Here is a 19,838-nt window from a genome sequence, read left to right on the forward strand (position 1 = left end):
CACCCGGTGCGGCTGCGGTGCGAGAGCGGTGCGGCCGCCCACGCGACACGAGGAGGAGCACGTGCAGGTCAGGCTGGCGGGCGACGACGACCTGGTCGACGTCGCCGACGTGACCGAGGCCGCCTACCGGCCCTTCACGCTCGGCCCGGCCGACCCCTACGTGGCGAAGCTGCGGGACACCGCCGCCCGGGCCCGCGACGCGGAGCTGTGGGTGGCGACGCTGGACGTGGCTGCGACCGAGGGCCAGGGGGACGGCACCGGCGAGGTCGTCGGGAGCGTCACGGTGTGCCCGCCCGGCTCGCCCTGGCGCGAGATCGCCCGAGACGGCGAGGGCGAGTTCCGGATGCTGGCCGTCGCGCCGGGCGTCCAGGGGCAGGGCGTGGGCTCGGCGCTGGTGGAGAAGGTCCTCGAGCGCAGCCGCGAGGCGGGCGACGAGGCCGTCGTGCTGTCCTCCCTGCCGAGCATGCACACCGCCCACCGGCTCTACGCCCGGCACGGCTTCGTCCGGGTCCCGGAGCGGGACTGGGCTCCCCTGCCCGCCGTCCCGCTCGTCGTCTTCAGGAGGGCTCTGTGAGCACCGGTCCGACCTCCACCCCCTCCTCCTCGCCTCCCTCCGCGACGCTCGTGCGGAGCGTGACCGAGGCCGACACCGCGGCCGCCGTCGGGTCGGGCTCGCTTCCCGTGCTCGGGACGCCCGTGGTGCTCGCGTGGTGCGAGGCCGCGACGTGCGCCGCCGCGGCGCCCCTGCTGGAGGAGGGGCGGACGACGGTCGGCACCCGCGTCGAGCTCGAGCACCGGGCCGCCAGCCCGGTGGGGGCGGCCGTCGAGGTGACCGCGACGCTGACCCACCGCGACGGGCGGCTGCTGCGGTTCGCCGTCCAGGCGCGGCACGCCGCCGACTCCCCCGTCGGCAAGCCCGGTGCCGTGCTCGCGACCGGCGAGGTGACCCGGGTCGTCGTCGACGCCGAGCGGTTCCTCGGTCGGCTCTGACCTGCCTTGGTCGGCTCTCGTCGGCTCGTTCACGGCCTGGCTGATCGGCGCTGCCGGGGGTCGTTTTGCCCCGGGCGGGGCGGGGATGGGAAACTCACGTGTTCGTTGGTCCCCGGGAGGGGCCGCACCGAAGCACACCCCGGAGGTAACCATGGGCAAGACCGGCCGCAAGCGCCGCGCTCGCCGGAAGAAGGGCGCGAACCACGGCAAGCGCCCCAACTCCTGAGCGACGACGTCTCAGACGCGACGAACCCCCCGAGCCAGCGGCCCGGGGGGTTCGTCCTGTCACCGGGGGCTTTCACCAACCGCCGATAGCCGTCGCGAGGTCCGAGAAGAACCCGCTGAGGGCCTGGCCGAAGAGCGTCACGCCACCAACGACGATGAGCGCGATGAAGGCCACGAGCAGGCCGTACTCGACAGCGGTGGCGCCGCGGTCGGAGCGGCGCTCGGCGGCGTCGCGCAGGTCGCCGGTGAGCATGAAGAACATGAACTGGAGCTTCTCGATCATGGTGGTCCCTTTCGTCTGCGGGCCGCGCCGGGCGCCGGCCCCGAGCCCCCCGTGGGCCCGTCGTTGTAGGACAAGCCTCCTGCCCGCAGCACCCCTCCGGCGTCCACCTCGGGGGCACGTCCGGGTCCACCCCGCGGTGTAGCCCGAACGGACTAGTCCCACGTGACCGCGAGCCCACCGACAGTCAAGAACGACGACGGGGCCGCCCTCCGGTGGAGGACGGCCCCGTCGTAGGGATCGCCAGTGGTGGCGCACGAGACAGCCCCTAGGGCGCCACCCCGTCGAGCAGCAGGCCGGCCCGGTGGGCGGCGGCCAGCGCCTGCGTGCGGTTGCGGACCTCGAGCTTGCGGAAGATCCGGTTGAGGTGCGTCTTCACCGTCGACTCCCCCAGGTAGAGCCGCGCCGCGATGTCCGCGGTGCCGAGCCCCTCCGCGACGCAGCGCAGCACGTCGGTCTCGCGGTCGGTGAGCCGCGTGGCGCCCGTGGCCGCCCGCCGCCGCACCGCGCCCGCCAGGCGCGGCGAGACGAACCCCTCGGGGTCACGCGCGGCCTGGGCCGCGGCGGCCACGACGTCGCCGCCGCGGGTCTCCTTGCCCAGGAAGGCCGAGGCCCCGGCCTCCATCGCCGCGAGCACCTGGGCGTCCGCGACGTGCATCGTGAGCACGACGAGCCCCACCTCCTCGCTCCCGGCCCGCAGCGCACGCACCACGTCGATCCCGGTGCCGTCGGGCAGCTGGAGGTCGGTGACCACCACGTCGGGCCGCAGCGCCGCCGCGGCGTGGAGCCCCTCGGCGACCGAGGACGCCTCACCCACCACCTCCCAGCCGCCGGCGCGCTCGAAGGCGCGGGTGAGGCCGGACCGGATGAGCTCGTGGTCGTCCACGAGCAGGACGCGCAGGCTCATCGCGCCGCCACCTCCCTGGCGTTCCCCGGGACGGCCCGGTCCGGGTCGGCGGCACGGCGTGTCAGCATCACCCGCGTGCCGCCGCCCGCCGGGCTGTCGACGGTCAGACTCCCTCCCAACCGCTCGGCCCGCTCGCGCATCGTGTGCAGCCCGTAGTGACCGCCGCGCGGCCGGGCGCCGCCGTCCCCGTCGTCGGCGATCTCCACCAGGAGGTCGCGCCCGGTGCGCTCCAACCGCACCCGCACGACGCCGGCGCGGGCGTGCCGACGGGCGTTGCCCACCGCCTCGACGGCCACCCTGAGCACGTCGTCCTCCTCCGCCGGGTCGAGCCGCGGGCCCGACTCCGTCAGCCGCAGGTCGAGCCGGGGCGAGCCGGGCCCGGCCAGGGTCTCCGCCAGCCGGGACTCGAGCGCCGGCCCCAGCCCACCCGTCTCCTCGCCCCGCAGGTCGTGCACCGCCCGCCGCAGCTCGAGCACGAGCCCGTCGACCTCGTCGCGCAGCAGCACCGCGGTCTCCCGAGCGGGCCCCTCGCCGTCCTCCACGAGCTCGTCGGCGAGGTAGCCCAGAGCCACCACGCGCTGGGCCAGCCCGTCGTGCAGGTCGCGCGCCAGCCGGCGCCGTTCGGCGCCGCTCGCGCCGCTGCGGGCCCGGTCGACGAGCAGCGCGGTGTCCAGCCGGAGTGCCGGCAGGGCCAGCGCCTCCGTGAGCGCCGCGAGGTCCCGTGCGGGGACCGCCCGCGACACGGGCAGGACGACCGCGCCGTACGCGCCGTCCCCCGCGAGCAGCGGCAGCGCCACGGCGTCCGGTGCGGCGACGGCCGCGGCACCGGCCACCGCAGCGCCCGCCAGGGCCGCGGCGCCGCGCAGGGGCGCCCCCCGCTCGGCGCGCGTCTGAAGCGCGCCATCGCGGGCAACGAGCACGGCGCCGCGGTCGACGCCCAGGAGCGACGAGGCCAGTGCCAGGATCGCCTCGGCCCGGCGCTCGACGTCGAGGTCGACCCGGTCGTGCTCCACGAGCTCGCGGAGCTGGCCGAGCAGGTGCCGGGCCGCGAGGTGCGGCTGCGCGTCCTCGGCCGCCGTCCGCTGCCCCGCGGCCAGCGCCGCCCCGAGGAGCCCGGCCCCGAGACCCACGACGAGCCAGACCGCGCCGGCGTCCCACGCCGGCGTGCCCGTTGCCAAGCCGCCCAACAACGCACCGAGGACGGCGCCCGCCGAGGCCAACACAGCGGCACGCGAACCGCGCCTCACTCCGGCCACCGTGCCGGGCAGCGCCAACAGAACCGCGAGCGGCGCTGCGGCGGCCAGCCCCACGGTGAGGGCGACGGCCAGCCCCTCGAGCGGGGCCGGCCAGGGGGCCTTGAGCCGGGCCGACGGAAGGTCCGCCACGCAGGCCGCCCCCACGAGCAGCGCCATCGACAGCAGCCCCAGGGCGTCGCCCGCCGGCCGGGCGGACGCGAGCACCTGCCCAGTGGCCAGCGCCAGGACGAACACCCGGACGGCGGTGGTCGTGCGCCACGCCCGGGTCTCGGCGTCGACCGGGGCCGACAGCGGCCGCCTCACGAGAAGATCCCGACGATCCGGAAGACGGCGGGGCCCATCACGATGACGAAGAGGCTCGGGAGGATCATGAGCACCAGCGGGATCATGATCTTCACCGGCACCTTCTGCGCCTTCTCCTCCGCCCGCTGCCGCCGCCGCGTCCGCATCTCGGTGCTCTGGACCCGCAGGACCTTGCCGAGCGGCACGCCGAGCTCGTCGGCCTGCACCATCGCGAGGCAGAACGAGCGCAGGTCGGCGAGCGTCGTGCGCTCCGCCATCGCCCGGATCGCCTCGGTGCGGCCGAGGCCGAGCTGGCTCTCCTGGAGGAACCGGGTGAGCTCGCCCGCGAGCGGCCCGCGCGTCTTCTCCGCCACCCGCTGCATCGCCGCGTCGAAGCCGAGGCCCGCCTCCACAGAGATGGTGAGGAGGTCGACCGCGTCCGGCAGCGCCCGCTGCATGGTCTCCTCGCGCTTGAGGCCGGCGTTGTAGAGCAGGAGGTCGGGCAGCACCCAGCCGAAGCCGGCGAGCGCGGCCGTGGCACCGAGGAGCACGAGCGGCGACTGGCCCGCGGCCAGGCACCAGACGAGCGTGAGCGCGCCGAGCACGCCCATCGCCAGGACCTTGGAGCCGAGGACCCGGGGCACGTCCCAGCCCTCGGGGTTGCCGGCGATGTCGAGACGCCGCTGGAGGCGCTCGGCGGCGTCCGCGCGCACGAGCCGTCGGCCGATGCCGACCAGCCGCCCGGCGAGCGGGGCCAGCACCCGCTCGGAGAACGGCTGCTCGACCTCGGCCCGGACGGCCGCGGGGGCCGCGTCGAAGGCGCGGACCGCGGCGAGCGAGCGGCCGAGGGCCGCGCGCTGCTGGCCGGCGACCGCCAGCACGCCGAGCGCGAGGGTGCCGGCGAGGAGCAGAGCTCCGGCACCGAGGAGCAGGAGCAGGGAGCCGTCCATCTCAGACCTCCACCTTGACCAGTCGGGACATGACGAGGACGCCCAGCGCCAGCAGGGCTGCGGAGAGCGCCAACGTCGCGACACCCCACATCGACGTGTAGAAGAACGACGCGTACTCGCGATTGGTGATCATCAGGTAGGCGAGCATCAGCACCGGCAAGACACTGAGGATCCATGCGGAGAGCCGGCCCTCGGCGCTGAGCGTCCGCACCTGGCGGCGCAGGTACTCCCGCTCGCGCAGGGTGCCGGCGACGGTGTCGAGCAGCTCGGCGAGGTTGCCGCCGACCTCCCGCTGGATGCGGATCGCCATGACGACCCAGGCGAAGTCCTCGCTCGCCATCCGCTCGCCGACGTCCTCGAGGGCGTCCTCGACCGGGATGCCGAGCCGGTGCTCGGCCAGGGCCCGGCGCAGCTCGCCGGCCATGGGATCGGCGCCCTCGCGGACCACCGTGTCGATCGCCTGCGGCACCGAGAGCCCGGCGGAGAGGCCGCCCGCGATCATGGTGAGCGTCTCGGGCAGCTGCGCCCCGAACGCCGCCAGCCGGCGTCCGTGCCGGAGCCGCAGGAAGAGGTAGGGCGCGGCGGCGCCGAGCAGGAGCAGGAGGAGCATCATCGGCAGCCCGCCGAGGACGAGACCCAGGAAGCCGGCGCCGACGGCGATGCCGGCATACAGCAGCAGCCACTCCCCCGGCGTCATCGCGATGCCCGCGCCCGAGAGCCGCTGACCGAGCCGGACCCCGGCGTCCTTCTGGACGAAGCGGTCGGCGACCGCCACTGCCGAGCCCCGCAGGTCCGGGCGCTCCGCGGTCAGCGGCGTCTCGCCCAGGTACCGGGCGACCGTGCGCTGCGCCGCGCTCGGGCCGCGGCTGCGGCCGAGCACGAGGACCAGCAGGAGGAACAGGCCGAGCAGGAGGGCGCCCGCGCCGAGCGCGAAGCCCACCCCCGTGACCAACGAGCGGCCGGCGGGAAGCACGGCGCCGGCCAGGCCGTCGTCCGCGGCGCGCAGGTCCACGAGGGCTCCGTCGCCGACCGCGAGGTCGCCGGCGGTCGCGCTCACGGTGAGCTGCACCTGCGAGAGGTCGCTCAGGTCGTCCGGGCGGGCGAACGTGACGAGCAGCTGGCGGCCCAGCGCGTCGGCCCGCGCCTCGAAGGCGTCGGCGAGCGCCTGGGTGCCGTCCGCGTCGACGAGGGTGCCGGAGGCGGCGTCCACGAGGGCCGATACCTTCGCGAGGTCGGCCGGGGACTGGTCGAGCGCCACCGCGTCGAGCCCGACGCCGGCGTCCTGCACCGCGGCGACGGCCCCGGTGAGGTCGTGCTCGCCGCCCGTCCGCGCGCCGGTGTCCCGGCCGTCGGAGAGCAGGAGCACCGAGCGGGCGCCGTCGGTGCCGGCCGCGTCCGCGGCGGCCACGACCCCGTCGTAGAGGCGGGTGCCGGTCGAGAGCGTGAGGCCGTCGACGGCGTCGCGCACGACGTCGCGGTCCGTCGTCGGGGCCACCGTCTCCTCCACGCTGCCGGCGAACGAGACCAGGCCGACCGCCACGTCGTCCGGGACGGTGTCGAGGAACGCGCCGACGGCCTCGCGGGCCGCGGCGATCCGGGCGCCGGCCATGCTGCGGCTCGTGTCGAGGGCCAGGACGATCGTCCGGTCCACCCCGCCGCTCACCTGGCTGACGTCGGCGTCGACGGGCTCGCCGTCGACCGTCACCTCCACGTCGTCCAGCGGACCCGCCTGCTCGGCGCCGAGGTCGAGCAGCACCGAGACACGGCCGTCGGCCGCGGTCTGCACGTAGGAGATGTCGAGCGCGGTGCCCGCACCGTCCGTGGCGTCGTCGCCCTGCGCGGCGGAGGCCAGCGGCCCCACCACGACGGCGAGCGCCACGAGCCCGAGCGCGACGGCACCGAGGGCGACGCCGGCGCGCGCGGAGCGGCGCGACGGGTGGCCGCTCACGCCCCACCCCGGGTGAGGAACAGCGCCGGGTCCACGCGGACGCCGGAGTCCGACAGCGTCTCGAGGAACCGCGGCCGCAGGCCGGTGGCGCGCAGCCGGCCGCGCGAGCGACCGTGCTCGTCGAAGCCGGCGGAGTGGTCGAAGGCGAAGACCTCCTGGAGCGTGACGACGTCGCCCTCCATGCCGACCACCTCGGTGATGGAGGTGATCCGGCGGCTGCCGTCCTTGAGCCGGCGCTGCTGGACGATGACGTCGATGGCGCTGGCCACCTGCTCGCGGATGGCGCGGACCGGCAGGTCCAGGCCCGCCATCATCACCATCGTCTCGACGCGGGCGAGCGCGTCGCGCGGGCTGTTGGCGTGGACGGTCGAGAGCGAGCCGTCGTGGCCGGTGTTCATCGCCTGGAGCATGTCGAGCGCGGCGGCGTCGCGGATCTCGCCGACGACGATGCGGTCGGGCCGCATGCGCAGGGCGTTGCGGACCAGGTCGCGGATCGTCACCGCGCCCCGGCCCTCGATGTTGGCCGGGCGGGCCTCCATCCGGATGACGTGCTCCTGCATGAGCCGGAGCTCGGCGGCGTCCTCGATCGTGACGATCCGCTCGTCGTCCGGCAGGTAGGAGGAGAGGACGTTGAGGGTGGTCGTCTTGCCCGCGCCCGTGCCGCCGGAGACGAGGATGTTCAGCCGCCCCCGGACGCAGGCGCCGAGCAGCTCGGCGCCCTCGGTCGTGAGGGTGCCGAAGCCGACCAGGTCGTCGGCGGTGTACGGGTCCGGGGCGAACTTGCGGATGGTGAGCGTCGAGCCGTCGAGCACCAGCGGCGGGATGACGGCGTTGACGCGGCTGCCGTCGGGCAGGCGGGCGTCGACCATCGGGCTGGACTCGTCGACGCGGCGGCCCACGCGCGCCACGATCTTGTCGATCGTGCGGCGCAGGTGCGCCTCGTCGGTGAAGGTCGCGTCGACCCGCTGGAGCCGGCCGTCGCGCTCGACCCAGATGTCCTGGGCGGAGTTGACCATGACCTCGGTGAGGTCGGGGTCGTCGAGCAGCGGCTGGAGCGGGCCGTAGCCGAGGATGTCGTCCGCGATCTCCTGGGTGATGCGGCTGCGCTCGCGGCCCGACATGGGCCGGTCCGCGGCGTCGACGGCCGCCGAGAGGGCCGAGCGCACCTGGGCCTCGAGGTCCTCGGCGCTCAGCGCCGCGTCGTAGAGCTTCGGGCCGAGCGAGGCCACGAGCTGGGAGTGGACCTGGCGCTTGAGCTCGGCCACCGGGTCGGGCCCGGCCGCGAGCCGCGCGGTGCGCGGACTCGTCGCCGTGCCGGCCACCGCACCGGCGCGGCCGGTGGCGGTGGGCGCGGAGGAGTGGCTCGAGGGGTGGCCGGGCGCGGCGGCGGCGTGCAGGTCGCCCGCCGAGGCGTCGGAGGAGCCGGGAGCGGAGTGGCCCGGGGTCGTGAGGCCGGGCGTGCCGGGCGTGCCGGCGGACGTCTGGGCCTCGCGGGCACCGCGGGCCGCCTGGAGTCGGTCTGCCAGGGACATGTCAGCTCACCTTCCTGCGCATCCGGCGCCGCCCACCGCGGTGCTCGGTCCTGCTGGCCGGGGTGGCGCCCCCGGCGGCGGCCAGCGCGTCGTCCACGAGCGCGGCCAGGCGGGTCAGCCCCTTGGTCACCGGGTTGCCCGGGCGGGTGCGGACCAGCGTCTCGGTGCGGTTCAGCGTCGCCACGACCTCGCGGTCGGCGGGCAGCGAGACCGTCACGGGCATCCCGAGCGTCTCCTCGATCTCGGAGGTGCCCAGGGCCACCCGCGGCTCGATGCGGTTGAGCACGAGGCTGCGGCGCTGCCGGGTCAGGTCGAGCAGGTCGAGCGTGCTCAGCGCGACCTTGAGCGACTTCAGCGACGGGATGTCGGCGGTGCCGACGAGCAGCAGCTGGTCGGCGTGGTCGAGGGCGGCCAGCGTGTGGTCGTCGAACGTGCCCGCGGTGTCGACCACCACGACGTCGAACTCCGAGGTGAGCAGGTCGAGCACCTCGCCCAGCTGGTCGGCCGGCACGGTCTCGCCGGGCCGCAGCGGGGCGGCCAGCACGCTGAGCCGCTCCTCGCAGCGGGTGAGCAGCGACTGCACGCCCGGCAGGTCGATCACGCCGAGCCGCGGCAGGTCGGCCAGCGTCGCCGTCGGGGTCAGGCGCAGCATGAGCGCGACGTCCCCGCAGGTCACGTCGAGGTCGACGAGGCACACGCGGCGCCCGCGGTCGGCGAGCGCGCTGGCCACGTTGGTGGCGACCAGGCTCTTGCCGACCCCGCCCTTGAGCGAGAAGACCGTGACGACGTGGCCGCCGCGGCCGGCCTTCTCCACCGGCGGGGCGAGGGCCGTGCCCAGGGTGCGGGCCCGCTCGACAGCGGTGACCAGCGCGGGCTCGTCCGCGACGTCCACGACGGAGCGGACGCCGGCGTCGAGCGCCCGCGCCAGGACGTGGGTGTCGACCGACTCCCGGAGCAGCACCGCCCCGACCCACGGCCGCTCGACGCGCTGCGCCTCCGCCAGGGCGGTCGCCTCGAGCAGCGCCACCGACGGGCCGATCACGACCACCGTCTCCCAGCCGTGCGCGGCGAGGTGGGCGGGCACCTGGTCGACGTCCGCCACCACCGAGCAGCCGGCCAGCGTCGAGGCCAGCCGCGCGGCCAGCGCCTCGTCGTCCTCCACCAGCAGCGTCATGACCGCGCCCCGAACGCGCCCGGGAGGACGTCGGTGGCGGTGACGCCGTCGTCCTCGGTGGCGTCGGTGTCGTCGGTGCGCAGCGCGAAGGAGAGGTCCCCGTTGCGGGCCGCGTAGATGACCTTCTCCGCCTGCTCCTGGGTGACCGCGATGGTGAGGATGGTCCGCGGCACCTCCTCGGTGGTCTGCTGGCCGTCCTCGTCGGTGGTCGTCCGGGAGGTCACCGACGTCGTGCCGACGCCGATCACCTCGACCTTCGGCAGGAGCAGGCCGGTGTAGGGCGAGAGCTTCCGGGTGGTGCCGTCCCGCTTGTAGATCTCGGGGTCGGCCGAGGCGAAGATGACGACGTCGGAGCCCGGCTCGACGAAGCCCGCCACGCGGGCCGGGTCGCTCAGCTCCACCGAGATCGCCATCGTGCCCTCGGGGATCTCCAGCGTGGAGGCGTCCGCGACGTCGCCGAACTGCGCCGCGAGGATCTGCTGGCCCGGGTAGACGGTGCCGAGCGCCACCTCGCCCTCGATGCTGGCCGTGGAGACCAGGGCGCCGTCGACGAGGTCGTCGCGCAGCACCTGCGTCTTCTCGAGCTTGCCGGCGTCCTGCGCGTCCGAGACGCTCTCGCCCACGTCGATCGTGTCGGTGGCGACGAGGACCTCCACGAGGTCCTGGCCGGCGGTGGCGCGGGCCTCGATGCCCTGCACGTAGAGCACGACGAGGGTCGTGCCGAACGCGGCGATGAGGAACGCCACGCCCAGGAGGATGCTGCGTCGTGCCATGGGAAGTCCTTCTCTCGGTCCGGCCGGGGCCGGGGCGGTCAGGGGGTGATCGGGGCGATCGGGGAGGTGGGTGCGGGCGGCCGGTCAGCCGACGAGGGCGATGACCCGGGTGCCGGAGCCGCGGTAGTCGATCTCGTCGCCGGTGGCCGCGGCCGTCTCCGGCAGGGCGTCCTCGGAGAAGAGGACGACGTGCAGCGCCCTGATCCCCGAGGAGTCGGCGTCGATCCCGTCGAGCGGGGAGATCGTGCCGGGAGCGGCGTTGGTGGCGCTGAGCGACTGGTCGGTGAGGAAGCCGGGTCGGAAGGCGATGATCGGCCACGACTTCTTGCCGTTGGACGGGTCGCTCTCGACGATCGGGATCCAGAAGAACCGCGGCGAGGCGAAGATGTCCGCAGAGAGGGCGTGGGCCCCCGTCCCGGTGCCCGACACCAGGTCGTTGATGCTCGCGCCGTTGGTGATGAAGCAGGTGAGCAGGTCGTCGTTGAGGTTCGTGTCCTTGACCGTGCCGGGCGTGCGGCTGCTGGAGCCGTTGCGGCTGTAGTCGGCCGTGGAGTCGGCGTCGAGCCGCCCCTTGGCGCTGCCGACGCCGGTCACCATGCCCGAGTTGGTGGCGTCGATCTTGAGGCCGGGCTCGCTGGCCAGGCAGTTGGTGCCGTCGACCGGCGGCGCCTTCGTCGACTCCACCGTGGGGCTCGGGTCGCCGCCGCACTCGCCGTTCGGTGCCGGGTGGATGGCGAGCGTCGGCTGGACTCCGTAGATCATGTTGAGCGGCAGCCACGTCGAGGCGTTGCCGTCGGTGCGAGGGATGTCGATGGTCCCGAAGTTGCCCTCGTTGGAGTCGTCGCAGTAGAGCCGGTCCTCGCCGACCTGGAGTGCCTGCGCGGAAGCGGCGGAGGACCAGTTGCCCGACGTGTCCTCCAGGCGTACCCACCAGGTGCCCACCGCGTCGAGCACCTGGCTCGGCACGAGGACCGTGATCGTCTTGGTGCTGTTGCTGGTCGGCGGGGTCACCGTCACCACGTAGTGCTCGGGGCTGCCGGCGGCGCTGGTGAAGCCCACGCCCTTGAGGTTCGTCAGCTGGTTGCCGGTGACGGTGATCGTCAGCGAGAGCGTGTCCTCGGGCGTGCTGGTCGGCGTGATCGCGCTGATGGTCGCCTTGCCCGTGGTCGCCGACGTCGGGTTGAACGTGGACGGCGGGGTGGCGGTCGTGGTCGTGGAGGAGCCCGAGTCGTCGCGGATCGTCTGGGCGCCGGTGTCGCAGCCCTGCACGCCGTAGAACGGCAGGGTGCCGGTGCCGCCGGGCGACCGGACGGCCGCGGCGGCGTAGGAGGCGACGTCGAAGGAGTCCTCGTCGGTGAGCACGGACCCGAGGCCGAGCTCGACCTTCGAGCGCGGCGCCCACAGGTGCACCGTCCAGTCCGAGCACGAGATGTAGCCGTCGGCGTCGCCCGGGGTGCCGTCGAGGTCGATCGCGTACTGGCCGGGCACGGCGTTGCCGGCGCGGGTGAGGTAGTCGGTCGCGGTCGAGACGACCGCGGGATTGCAGCCGTCCTCCTGCGTGAGCTCGGCCGCGGCCGCCATCACCGCGACGTCCACGTCCTTCTGCAGCAGCGACTTCTTCGCGTACGCCTGGCCGAGGTCGACGGCGAACGCGCCCGCCCCCAGGAGGACGACCGCGAGCAGCGCCACGAGGATCGCGGTCGCCCCGCGCTCGCCCCTGTCGCGCTCGGCGATCGGTGCCCGGCCCACGTCAGCAGCCCCCGGCCGGCAGGTTCTCGATCCGCGAGCTCACGGAGGTGTCGATGGTCGGGTCGAAGAAGGGGAAGAAGCCCAGGTCGACGGTCTCGAAGGAGATGCTCACGGTGAGGTCGTCACCGACCTCCACCGGGCTCGCGGTCGTGACCGCCACGGTGGGCGTGCTGTCCGTCGGCGTGCCGTCGAGGGCGTGGGTGGCGGCGGTGCGGATGGCCGCGGTGTCGCACGGGTCCACCGCCCCGACCCGGGCGGCGGAGCGGGCGGCGTTGCCGGCCGACTGCCAGGCCCAGAAGTAGAAGCTGAACTGGAGGATGCCGAAGACCAGCACCAGCAGCGGCAGCACCACCAGGGCGAATTCGACCGCCGAGGCACCCCGCTCCCCGCGTGCCGACCCGTTCCAGCGCATGGCCATGCCAGGCCTCCCTGTCGTCCCGTCCAGTCCCATGACGGAGGCCCCGAGACGTCGGGAACCTCCTGTCGCCGAGAGTCGGACGATCCACAGGAACGCGGAGGAATCCCCCGGAAGGCTTACCTCAAATTGAGTGAACGCCTGATCCAACGAGTCTAGACCAGCAGGGCTTTGCGAACAGGGAAGGTAATGGGATCTCGCGGTGACGACACGGATCTAGTGGGACCAGTAGCGCAAGCGGTCCGGAGCGGCCAGCCCCAGGTGAGGGACTTCCCCACGGACGCCCGACCCCGAGCGCGAGTCGACCCGGCAGGAGCACCTGCCGGGTCGACACTGGTTCACCCAGAGCGGGTGGAAGCGCGGGGGGCTCAGCCCTCCGAGATGCGCACCTGCACCTCGCGCACCCGCATGAGCACGCGGGCCCGGAGGTCGGCCGGGGCCGCCTCGGCGCAGGAGCGGGCGACGACCTGCTTCACGGTGCGCTGGAGGTCGTACTTCTCCAGGCAGGGGTTGCAGGTGTCGAGGTGGACGCGCACGTCGGCGCAGTCGGCCTCGTCGAGCTCGTTGTCGAGGAAGTAGACGATCCGCTCGAGGAAGTCGGCACACTCCGCCTCGGAGGCGGGGGCGCCGGCCTCACCGTGCGCGTGCTCGTGGTCGCTCATCACTTCTCCCCCGGCAGGCTGGAGGCGGGCAGCAGAGAGTTGTCCCGCACGTAGTCGGTCAGCATGTCGCGCAGCTGGCGGCGGCCGCGGTGCAGCCGCGACATCACCGTGCCGATGGGCGTGCCCATGATCTCGGCGATCTCCTTGTAGGCGAACCCCTCGACGTCCGCGAGGTAGACCGCGAGGCGGAACTCCTCGGGCAGCCGCTGGAGCGCGTCCTTCACCTGGCTGTCGGGCAGGTGCTCCAGCGCCTCGTTCTCCGCGGACTTCAGCCCGCTGGAGGAGTGCGAGGCCTCCCGCGCGAGCTGCCAGTCCTCGACGTCCTCGGACATCGACTGCTGCGGCTGGCGCTGCTTCTTGCGGTAGGAGTTGATGAAGGTGTTGGTGAGGATGCGGTACAGCCACGCCTTGAGGTTGGTCCCCGGACGGAACTGGTGGAAGGAGCTGTACGCCTTGGCGAACGTCTCCTGCACGAGGTCCTCGGCGTCGGCCGGGTTGCGGGTCATCCGCATCGCGGCCGAGTAGAGCTGGTCCAGGAACGGCAGCGCGTCGCGCTCGAAGCGCGCGTTGCGGTCGGCCTCGGACTCGGTGGCCGGGTCGATGTCGGACGGGTCGGCGGTCGCGGCCGGGTCGGTGGCGTCGACGTCGTCGAACGCGTCCGTGCTCGGCTCGGCGGGGCCGCCGTCGCGGGCGGCGCGGGGGGAGAGCTCAGTCATCCCTGCAGAGCCTAGCCGCGGCTCGGTCGGTTCCAGCAGTGCCATCACGGGTGGTGCAACACCGTCACGGCGACCGGACATTCCCGACGTCCTGTCCGGTCTTCCCTTCCGGCGGCTCAGACGCTGCCGCCGACGACCTCACGCACGAGCCACTCCAGCACCGTCTCCACGAGCATCGCCAGCACGTCGTCCTGCCCCGGCTCCGCCCGCTTGCCCACCTTCAGCCCGTGGTCCGCGCCGGGCAGCACGCCCATCTCGACGTCGTCGGGCAGCGGGTCCGGGTACTCGTCGGGTCGGCCCATCGAGTCCCGCTCCCCCTGCACGACGAGGGTGGGGACGCCGACCTCCGACAGCTCCGCCAGGCGACTGCGCTCCGGCTTGCCCGGCGGGTGCAGCGGGAACGAGAGGGCCAGCGCCCCCACCGCCCCGAGCTCGGCCGCCGTGCGGCACGCCGACCGGGCCCCTGCCGACCGACCGCCCACGACCAACGGCACACCCGGGTACCGCTCGCCCACCACCGCGGCCGCGGCGCGCAGGCCGTCGTCCAGCGTGGCCGGGGGTGTGGCGACCTTGCGCCCGGCCACCCGCCACGGCTGGGTGAGCAGCGCGACCGAGAAGCCCTGCGGCGGGAGCATCTCGGCCAGGGCGGCCAGGTCGCGCGTGTCGACCCCCGCACCCGCGCCGTGGGAGAGCAGGACGACGGCCTGGGGCTCGTCCGCCTCCACCACCTGCACCAGCCCGGGGCCGTGCGGCGTGCTCACCTCGACGCCGGGCACGCCCGGGAGGCCGGTCTCGTCGGTCATGGCTGCTCCTGGTCGTGGGGCTGGTCCGGGTGCTGGTCCTGGTGCTGGGGGTGCGCCACCTGCTCGGTGACGTCGTCGGGCAGGCCCTCGAGCGGCAGCGGCGCCACCAGCTCCGGGCCGTTGTTGCGGACGTTCGAGACGGCCGCCGAGACCGGGAAGGCCTCGAGGCGGCCGGGCGCGGCGGGGACGAGCAGGTCGAGGACGTCGCCGCGGGCGACGGTGGGGTCGAGCCAGGCCGACCAGCGCTCGCGGTCGAGCATCATCGGCATCCGGTCGTGGATGCGGCCCAGCGAGTCCTCGGCCTGGGTGGTGATCACCGTGCAGGTCCAGCGGAACCGGGCGGGGTCGTCCTCCTCGCGGGTCGGGTCGCGCCAGATCTCGTAGAGGCCGGCCATCGCGAGCGTCCCGCCGTCGGCCGGGCGGATGAAGAACGGCTGCTTGCGCGGCTTCCCGGCCTTGGTCAGCTCGCTCGTCGCGTACCACTCGAAGTAGCCGTCGGCGGGCAGGAGGCAGCGGCGGGCGGCGAACGCGCGGCGGTAGGCCGGCTTCTCCGCGACGGTCTCGACCCGCGCGTTGATCATCCGGTTGCCGATCGCCGGGTCCTTCGCCCAGGAGGGCACCAGGCCCCACGTGAGCACCCGCAGCTGCCGCTCGGCCTCGGGCCTCTCCTCGCCCTTGGGCGGGCGCTCGAGGACGGCGTAGACCTCCTTGGTGGGCGCCACGTTGAAGTCGGCGGCCAGGGGCGCGGCGATCATCGGGGTGTCGACCTCGAACTCCTCGACGAGGTCGGCCGCGTCCCGGCTGGAGGCGTACCTGCCGCACATGCCGGTCAGCCTAGTGCGGCGCACCCCCGCCGTCGGCGCATCCGACGCGACCGGCGGGGCCGGAGCACGAACGGGGTGGATGCGGTGCCTCGGGTGCACCGCATCCACCCCGATCTCGCCCTCCTGGGTCGTCGGAGCGGGGGACCTCGCTCCCCCGGCCGCCGCGCCACCCGGCAAGGCGGTCCGTGCACGCGGCCGCGTGTAGTAGGAAGGACGCATGTCGCTCAGCCGCCTCATCGCCCGCCCGATGCTCGCCTCGGTCTTCGTCGTCGGCGCCGCCAACGCCCTCAAGAACGGCGCCGCGCTCGCCGAGAAGGCCGCGCCGGTCACCGGTCGGCTCGTCCCGGTCGTGCAGAAGGCCGTCCCGCAGTTCCCGTCCGACCCCACCACGCTCGTGCGCGTCAACGCCGGCGTGCAGCTCGCGGCCGCGCTGACGCTGGCCACCGGCAAGGCCCCCCGCACCTCCGCCGCCGTGCTGGCCGCGACGATGGTGCCGACCACGTGGGCCGGCTACCCGTTCTGGAAGGCCGAGACCCCGGCCCAGAAGAAGGCCGACCAGCTCGGCTTCGTCAAGAACGTCGCCGTGACCGGCGGCCTCATCATCGCCGCGGGCGACACCGACGGTGCCCCCGGCGTCGCGTGGCGCACCAAGAAGGCCGCCTCGGACACCACCCAGAGCGCCAAGGCCGCCGCCAAGGACGCGAAGAAGGACCTGAAGAAGGCCGCCCGCAAGGCGAAGAAGAAGGCCAAGCGCGAGGTCGCCCGTGCCCAGCGCTCCGCGAAGCGCGAGGCCAAGCTCGCCGCCAAGAGCCTCCCCGGCGCCTGACCCGCCGGGCCCGCCTGACCCTCCGGGCCCCCGCGCCCAGGACGCAGCAGCCGACGCCGGCCTCCGCAGCCCCACCCCGACCAGCAGCCCCGACCGGGCGCCGCTGGGTCTCGGCCGGGGCCGCGGAGGCCGGCGTCGTCGCGTCCAGCGACTACTCTTCGGCCGGTGAGCAGCACAGCGAGCAGCACCGACCTCTACGCCGCCCCCGTCGCCGACGAGCCCGTCGACCTCGTGGTGTCGCTGCCGGGCAGCAAGTCGCTCACCAACCGCGCGCTGCTGCTCGCCGCGGTCGCCGACGGCCCGTCCGTCGTCAAGCGCGCGCTGCGCAGTCGCGACACCTCCCTCATGGCCGCCGCCCTCACCGCGCTGGGCTCGAGCGTGGACACCTCGGGCGACGACTGGCTGGTCACCCCCGGCGCGTTCACCGCCGACGCCGAGGTCGACTGCGGCCTGGCCGGCACCGTCATGCGCTTCGTCCCGCCCGTCGCCGCGCTCTCGGCCGGCTCGATCTCCTTCGACGGCGACCCCCACATGCGCAACCGCCCCGTGGGCGAGGTGCTCACCGCCCTGCGCGGCCTCGGTGTCGAGATCGAGGACGGCGGGCGGGGCGGCCTGCCCTTCACCGTCCGCGGCTCCGGCTCGGTGCGCGGCGGCGTCGTGACGCTGGACGCCTCCTCGTCCTCGCAGTTCATCTCCGCCCTCCTGCTGGCCGGCGCCCGCTACGAGCAGGGCGTCGACATCCGGCACGTCGGCAAGCCCGTGCCCTCGCTGCCGCACATCGAGATGACGGTGCAGATCCTGCGCGCGCACGGCGTCGAGGTGGACGCCGAGGACGCCAACCGCTGGGCCGTGGCACCCGGCCCGGTGAAGGCCGTCGACCACGTCATCGAGCCCGACCTGTCGAACGCGGCGCCGTTCCTGGCGCTGGCCGCGGTCTCCGGCGGCCGCGTCGTGGTGCGCGACTGGCCCCGCGAGACCACCCAGCCCGGCGACGTCCTGCGCGACCTGCTGGCCCAGATGGGCTGCGAGGTGTCCTTCGTCGACGGCGTGGCCGGCGCGAGCACCGGCACGGGCCTCCAGGTCGTCGGGCCCGAGCGGCTCACCGGCCTCGACGTCGACCTGCACGACGTCGGCGAGCTCACCCCCGCCGTCGCCGCGCTGGCGGCCCTGGCCGACGGGCCGAGCCACCTGCGGGGCGTCGAGCACATCCGGTTCCACGAGACCGACCGGCTGGCCGCGCTGGCCACCGAGCTGCGCGGCCTGGGCGCCGACGTCACCGAGCACCCCGACGGGCTCTCCTTCTCCCCCGCCCCGCTGCGCGGCGGCGTCTTCCACACCTACGCCGACCACCGGATGGCCCACGCGGCGGTCATCGCCGGGGCGGCCGTGCCCGGCGTCCAGGTGGAGAACGTGGGCACCACGTCCAAGACCTTCCCCGACTTCGCGGGCTTCTGGTCCGGTCTCCTCCCGGCCCCCTCCGGCCGGGCCTGAGGCCGAGGGAGGGGTCGCATGGCGCGGAGCCGGTACGGGCGCGAGGACGTCGAGCACTACGACCGACCCCGGCGCCGGACCCGCCCCCGCACCAAGGACCGTCCGACCTACGACGACGCCGTCCTCGGCCGGGTCGTGACCGTGGACCGCGGGCGCTTCACCCTGCTGCTCGAGGGCCGCACGGTGATGGCCATGAAGGCCCGCCCCCTCGGCCGCAAGGGCGTGGTGGTCGGCGACCGGGTGAAGGTCGTCGGGGACGTCTCCGGTGACGACGGGACGCTGGCGCGCATCGTCGAGGTGGAGAAGCGCACGACCACGCTGCGCCGCACGGCCGACGACGACGACCCGGTGGAGCGGGTGATCGTCGCCAACGCCGAGCAGCTCGTCATCGTCACCGCCCTGGCCGACCCCGAGCCGCGCACCGGCCTGGTGGACCGCGCGCTCGTCGCCGCGTTCGTCTCCGGCATGAAGCCCGTCCTCTGCCTCACCAAGGCCGACCTGGCCGATCCCGAGGACTTCCTCGCCACCTACCGCTCGCTCGGCGTCCCGTGGGTCGTCACCCAGCGCGGCGGCGACCTGGAGGAGGTCCGGCGGCTGCTGTCGGGGCGCACCTCGGTGCTCGTGGGCCACTCCGGCGTCGGCAAGTCCACGCTCGTCAACGCCCTCGTGCCGGACGCCGGCCGGGAGACCGGCCACGTGAACGCCGTGACCGGGCGCGGCCGGCACACCTCGACGTCCGCGTACCTCCTCGCGCTCCCGCAGGAGTGGGGCACCGGCCCCGACGGCGGCGAGGGCTGGATCATCGACACCCCCGGCATCCGCTCCTTCGGCCTCGCGCATGTGGAGCCCGAGCACCTCATCGAGGCCTTCCCGGACCTCGACGAGGCCACCGAGGACTGCCCGCGCGGCTGCACCCACGGCGGGGAGGAGCCCGAGTGCGGGCTCGACGAGGCGGTCGAGGACGGGACCGTCGACCCCGACCGCGTGGAGTCCTTCCGGCGCCTGCTCGCCGCCCGGTCGCTCCCGGCCTACTGAGCGGCCGGCCGACCACCGGGCTGAACACCGGGCTCGACACCGCGACGACCACCGGGCCGACCACCGGGCCGACCCCTCGGGGTGCCCGCCGCGCCGGGCGGTAGCCTTCGGGAGTGGCTGAGCCGAGGACCGACTACACCGACGACCTGCGGCTGGCCCACCTGCTGGCCGACGACGCCGACTCCCTGACGACGTCCAGGTTCAAGGCGCTCGACCTGCACGTGGTGAGCAAGCCGGACCTCACGCCCGTCACCGACGCCGACCGCGGCGTCGAGGAGGCGATCCGCCGCACCCTCTCGCGGGTGCGCTCGCGCGACGCGGTCACCGGCGAGGAGATGGGCACGACCGGTTCCTCGAACCGCCGCTGGATCGTCGACCCGATCGACGGCACCAAGAACTTCGTGCGCGGCGTCCCCGTGTGGGCCACGCTCATCGCGCTCGCGGTCGACGACGAGGTCGTGTGCAGCGTCGTCTCCGCGCCCCAGCTCCAGCGGCGCTGGTGGGCGCACGCGGGCGGCGGCGCCTGGACCGGCAAGTCGCTGATGAAGGCCAGCCAGATCCACGTCTCCGACGTCCGGCGCCTCGAGGACGCCTCGTTCTCCTACTCCTCCCTCTCCGGCTGGGAGGAGCGCGACCGGCTCGACGAGGTGCTCGCGCTGATGCGCCGCGTGTGGCGCACCCGGGCGTACGGGGACTTCTGGTCCTACATGCTCGTCGCCGAGGGCGCGGTGGAGATCGCTGCCGAGCCCGAGCTGGGCCTCTACGACATGGCCGCGCTCGACGTCATCGTCCGCGAGGCCGGCGGCCGGTTCTCCAGCCTCGACGGCAGCCCCGGCCCCTGGGGCGGCAACGCCGTGGCCACGAACGGCCACCTGCACGAGGCCGCGCTCGCCTACCTGGGCTCGCTGCCCGACTCCGACGACGACGACCCCGACTGGCCGCGCACCGGCCCCGGCTCGGTCAGCCCGCTGCGCGGGCGCTGACCGAGCCGGCAGGCGCG

Annotated in this window: 20 protein-coding genes; 6 read left to right on the forward strand and 14 right to left on the reverse strand. The window is 74.6% G+C overall.

Annotated elements, in window-relative coordinates:
• Positions 1–61 precede the first annotated feature (61 nt).
• Both E8D37_RS04765 and E8D37_RS04770 read left to right on the forward strand, forming a co-directional pair.
• Positions 62–574 carry a GNAT family N-acetyltransferase gene (locus E8D37_RS04765; protein WP_136568632.1) on the forward strand — a complete coding sequence of 171 codons (513 nt, stop codon included), beginning with the start codon at positions 62–64 and terminating at the stop codon, positions 572–574.
• Positions 571–990: a hotdog domain-containing protein gene (locus E8D37_RS04770; protein WP_136568633.1), complete on the forward strand. Its 420-nt coding sequence runs from the start codon at positions 571–573 to the stop codon at positions 988–990. Before E8D37_RS04765 ends, E8D37_RS04770 begins: the two co-directional genes overlap by 4 nt.
• A 298-nt stretch (positions 991–1,288) precedes the next feature.
• Here the strand turns inward: E8D37_RS04770 and E8D37_RS04775 are convergent, their stop codons facing one another.
• From E8D37_RS04775 to E8D37_RS04840, 14 genes are all read right to left on the reverse strand, one after another.
• On the reverse strand, positions 1,289–1,498 hold the full coding sequence (locus E8D37_RS04775) for a Flp family type IVb pilin (protein WP_206055571.1): 210 nt from the start codon (positions 1,496–1,498) through the stop codon (positions 1,289–1,291).
• A gap of 265 nt (positions 1,499–1,763) precedes the next feature.
• Positions 1,764–2,402: a response regulator transcription factor gene (locus E8D37_RS04780; protein ID WP_136568634.1), complete on the reverse strand. Its 639-nt coding sequence runs from the start codon at positions 2,400–2,402 to the stop codon at positions 1,764–1,766.
• Positions 2,399–3,961 carry an ATP-binding protein gene (locus E8D37_RS04785; protein ID WP_136568635.1) on the reverse strand — a complete coding sequence of 521 codons (1,563 nt, stop codon included), beginning with the start codon at positions 3,959–3,961 and terminating at the stop codon, positions 2,399–2,401. Before E8D37_RS04785 ends, E8D37_RS04780 begins: the two co-directional genes overlap by 4 nt.
• Positions 3,958–4,890 (reverse strand): type II secretion system F family protein, encoded by a 933-nt coding sequence (locus tag E8D37_RS04790; protein ID WP_136568636.1) that lies wholly within the window; start codon positions 4,888–4,890, stop codon positions 3,958–3,960. The genes E8D37_RS04785 and E8D37_RS04790 overlap by 4 nt, the downstream gene beginning before the upstream one ends.
• Position 4,891: 1 nt before the next feature.
• Positions 4,892–6,838, reverse strand: a complete 1,947-nt coding sequence (locus E8D37_RS04795; RefSeq protein WP_136568637.1) for a type II secretion system F family protein — start codon at positions 6,836–6,838, stop codon at positions 4,892–4,894.
• Entirely contained in the window at positions 6,835–8,370 is a 1,536-nt protein-coding gene (locus E8D37_RS04800) for a CpaF family protein (RefSeq protein WP_136568638.1), read from the reverse strand. The genes E8D37_RS04795 and E8D37_RS04800 overlap by 4 nt, the downstream gene beginning before the upstream one ends.
• Before the next feature lies 1 nt (position 8,371).
• A complete protein-coding gene (locus E8D37_RS04805) occupies positions 8,372–9,544 on the reverse strand; it encodes a P-loop NTPase (RefSeq protein ID WP_136568639.1) in 1,173 nt (390 codons plus the stop codon).
• Positions 9,541–10,317 carry a Flp pilus assembly protein CpaB gene (gene cpaB, locus E8D37_RS04810; protein WP_136568640.1) on the reverse strand — a complete coding sequence of 259 codons (777 nt, stop codon included), beginning with the start codon at positions 10,315–10,317 and terminating at the stop codon, positions 9,541–9,543. Before cpaB ends, E8D37_RS04805 begins: the two co-directional genes overlap by 4 nt.
• Before the next feature lie 84 nt (positions 10,318–10,401).
• On the reverse strand, positions 10,402–12,066 hold the full coding sequence (locus E8D37_RS20040; RefSeq protein ID WP_206055572.1) for a pilus assembly protein TadG-related protein: 1,665 nt from the start codon (positions 12,064–12,066) through the stop codon (positions 10,402–10,404).
• A gap of 1 nt (position 12,067) precedes the next feature.
• Positions 12,068–12,484, reverse strand: coding sequence for a TadE family protein (locus tag E8D37_RS04820; RefSeq protein WP_168929621.1), 417 nt, complete (start codon positions 12,482–12,484; stop codon positions 12,068–12,070).
• Between the two features lie 365 nt (positions 12,485–12,849).
• Positions 12,850–13,143 (reverse strand): mycothiol system anti-sigma-R factor, encoded by a 294-nt coding sequence (rsrA, locus tag E8D37_RS04825; protein WP_136568642.1) that lies wholly within the window; start codon positions 13,141–13,143, stop codon positions 12,850–12,852.
• Positions 13,143–13,859: a sigma-70 family RNA polymerase sigma factor gene (locus tag E8D37_RS04830; protein WP_240770189.1), complete on the reverse strand. Its 717-nt coding sequence runs from the start codon at positions 13,857–13,859 to the stop codon at positions 13,143–13,145. The genes rsrA and E8D37_RS04830 overlap by 1 nt, the downstream gene beginning before the upstream one ends.
• A 116-nt stretch (positions 13,860–13,975) precedes the next feature.
• On the reverse strand, positions 13,976–14,662 hold the full coding sequence (locus E8D37_RS04835; protein ID WP_136568643.1) for an alpha/beta family hydrolase: 687 nt from the start codon (positions 14,660–14,662) through the stop codon (positions 13,976–13,978).
• The gene (locus E8D37_RS04840; RefSeq protein WP_136568644.1) at positions 14,659–15,486 is read right to left on the reverse strand and encodes an SOS response-associated peptidase; all 828 of its coding nucleotides are present in this window, start codon (positions 15,484–15,486) and stop codon (positions 14,659–14,661) included. Before E8D37_RS04840 ends, E8D37_RS04835 begins: the two co-directional genes overlap by 4 nt.
• A 217-nt stretch (positions 15,487–15,703) precedes the next feature.
• Between E8D37_RS04840 and E8D37_RS04845 the strand changes: the two genes are divergently transcribed.
• The 4 genes from E8D37_RS04845 to E8D37_RS04860 all read left to right on the forward strand — a co-directional run bounded on the left by E8D37_RS04845 (position 15,704) and on the right by E8D37_RS04860 (position 19,821).
• Positions 15,704–16,312, forward strand: coding sequence for a DoxX family protein (locus E8D37_RS04845; RefSeq protein WP_136568645.1), 609 nt, complete (start codon positions 15,704–15,706; stop codon positions 16,310–16,312).
• A gap of 165 nt (positions 16,313–16,477) precedes the next feature.
• Entirely contained in the window at positions 16,478–17,803 is a 1,326-nt protein-coding gene (gene aroA / locus E8D37_RS04850) for a 3-phosphoshikimate 1-carboxyvinyltransferase (protein WP_136568646.1), read from the forward strand.
• A gap of 18 nt (positions 17,804–17,821) precedes the next feature.
• Complete coding sequence (rsgA, locus tag E8D37_RS04855) at positions 17,822–18,838, forward strand: ribosome small subunit-dependent GTPase A (protein ID WP_136568647.1); 1,017 nt, start codon at positions 17,822–17,824, stop codon at positions 18,836–18,838.
• Positions 18,839–18,951: 113 nt separating this feature from the next.
• On the forward strand, positions 18,952–19,821 hold the full coding sequence (locus E8D37_RS04860) for an inositol monophosphatase family protein (protein WP_136568648.1): 870 nt from the start codon (positions 18,952–18,954) through the stop codon (positions 19,819–19,821).
• The last annotated feature ends 17 nt before the right edge of the window (positions 19,822–19,838 follow it).

It is taken from the genome of Nocardioides sp. GY 10127, from assembly GCF_004919085.1.
Classification (GTDB): domain Bacteria; phylum Actinomycetota; class Actinomycetes; order Propionibacteriales; family Nocardioidaceae; genus Nocardioides.

Bases quoted from the DNA above. Each gene is read 5' to 3' on its own strand.
- E8D37_RS04775 (WP_206055571.1), bottom strand. From the start codon at position 1,498: ATGATCGAGAAGCTCCAGTTCATGTTCTTCATGCTCACCGGCGACCTG.
- E8D37_RS04780 (WP_136568634.1), bottom strand. From the start codon at position 2,402: ATGAGCCTGCGCGTCCTGCTCGTGGACGACCACGAGCTCATCCGGTCC.
- E8D37_RS04790 (WP_136568636.1), bottom strand. From the start codon at position 4,890: ATGGACGGCTCCCTGCTCCTGCTCCTCGGTGCCGGAGCTCTGCTCCTC.
- E8D37_RS04800 (WP_136568638.1), bottom strand. From the start codon at position 8,370: ATGTCCCTGGCAGACCGACTCCAGGCGGCCCGCGGTGCCCGCGAGGCC.
- E8D37_RS04805 (WP_136568639.1), bottom strand. From the start codon at position 9,544: ATGACGCTGCTGGTGGAGGACGACGAGGCGCTGGCCGCGCGGCTGGCC.
- cpaB (WP_136568640.1), bottom strand. From the start codon at position 10,317: ATGGCACGACGCAGCATCCTCCTGGGCGTGGCGTTCCTCATCGCCGCG.
- E8D37_RS04820 (WP_168929621.1), bottom strand. From the start codon at position 12,484: ATGGCCATGCGCTGGAACGGGTCGGCACGCGGGGAGCGGGGTGCCTCG.
- rsrA (WP_136568642.1), bottom strand. From the start codon at position 13,143: ATGAGCGACCACGAGCACGCGCACGGTGAGGCCGGCGCCCCCGCCTCC.
- E8D37_RS04830 (WP_240770189.1), bottom strand. From the start codon at position 13,859: ATGACTGAGCTCTCCCCCCGCGCCGCCCGCGACGGCGGCCCCGCCGAG.
- E8D37_RS04835 (WP_136568643.1), bottom strand. From the start codon at position 14,662: ATGACCGACGAGACCGGCCTCCCGGGCGTGCCCGGCGTCGAGGTGAGC.
- E8D37_RS04840 (WP_136568644.1), bottom strand. From the start codon at position 15,486: ATGTGCGGCAGGTACGCCTCCAGCCGGGACGCGGCCGACCTCGTCGAG.
- E8D37_RS04845 (WP_136568645.1), top strand. From the start codon at position 15,704: ATGTCGCTCAGCCGCCTCATCGCCCGCCCGATGCTCGCCTCGGTCTTC.
- rsgA (WP_136568647.1), top strand. From the start codon at position 17,822: ATGGCGCGGAGCCGGTACGGGCGCGAGGACGTCGAGCACTACGACCGA.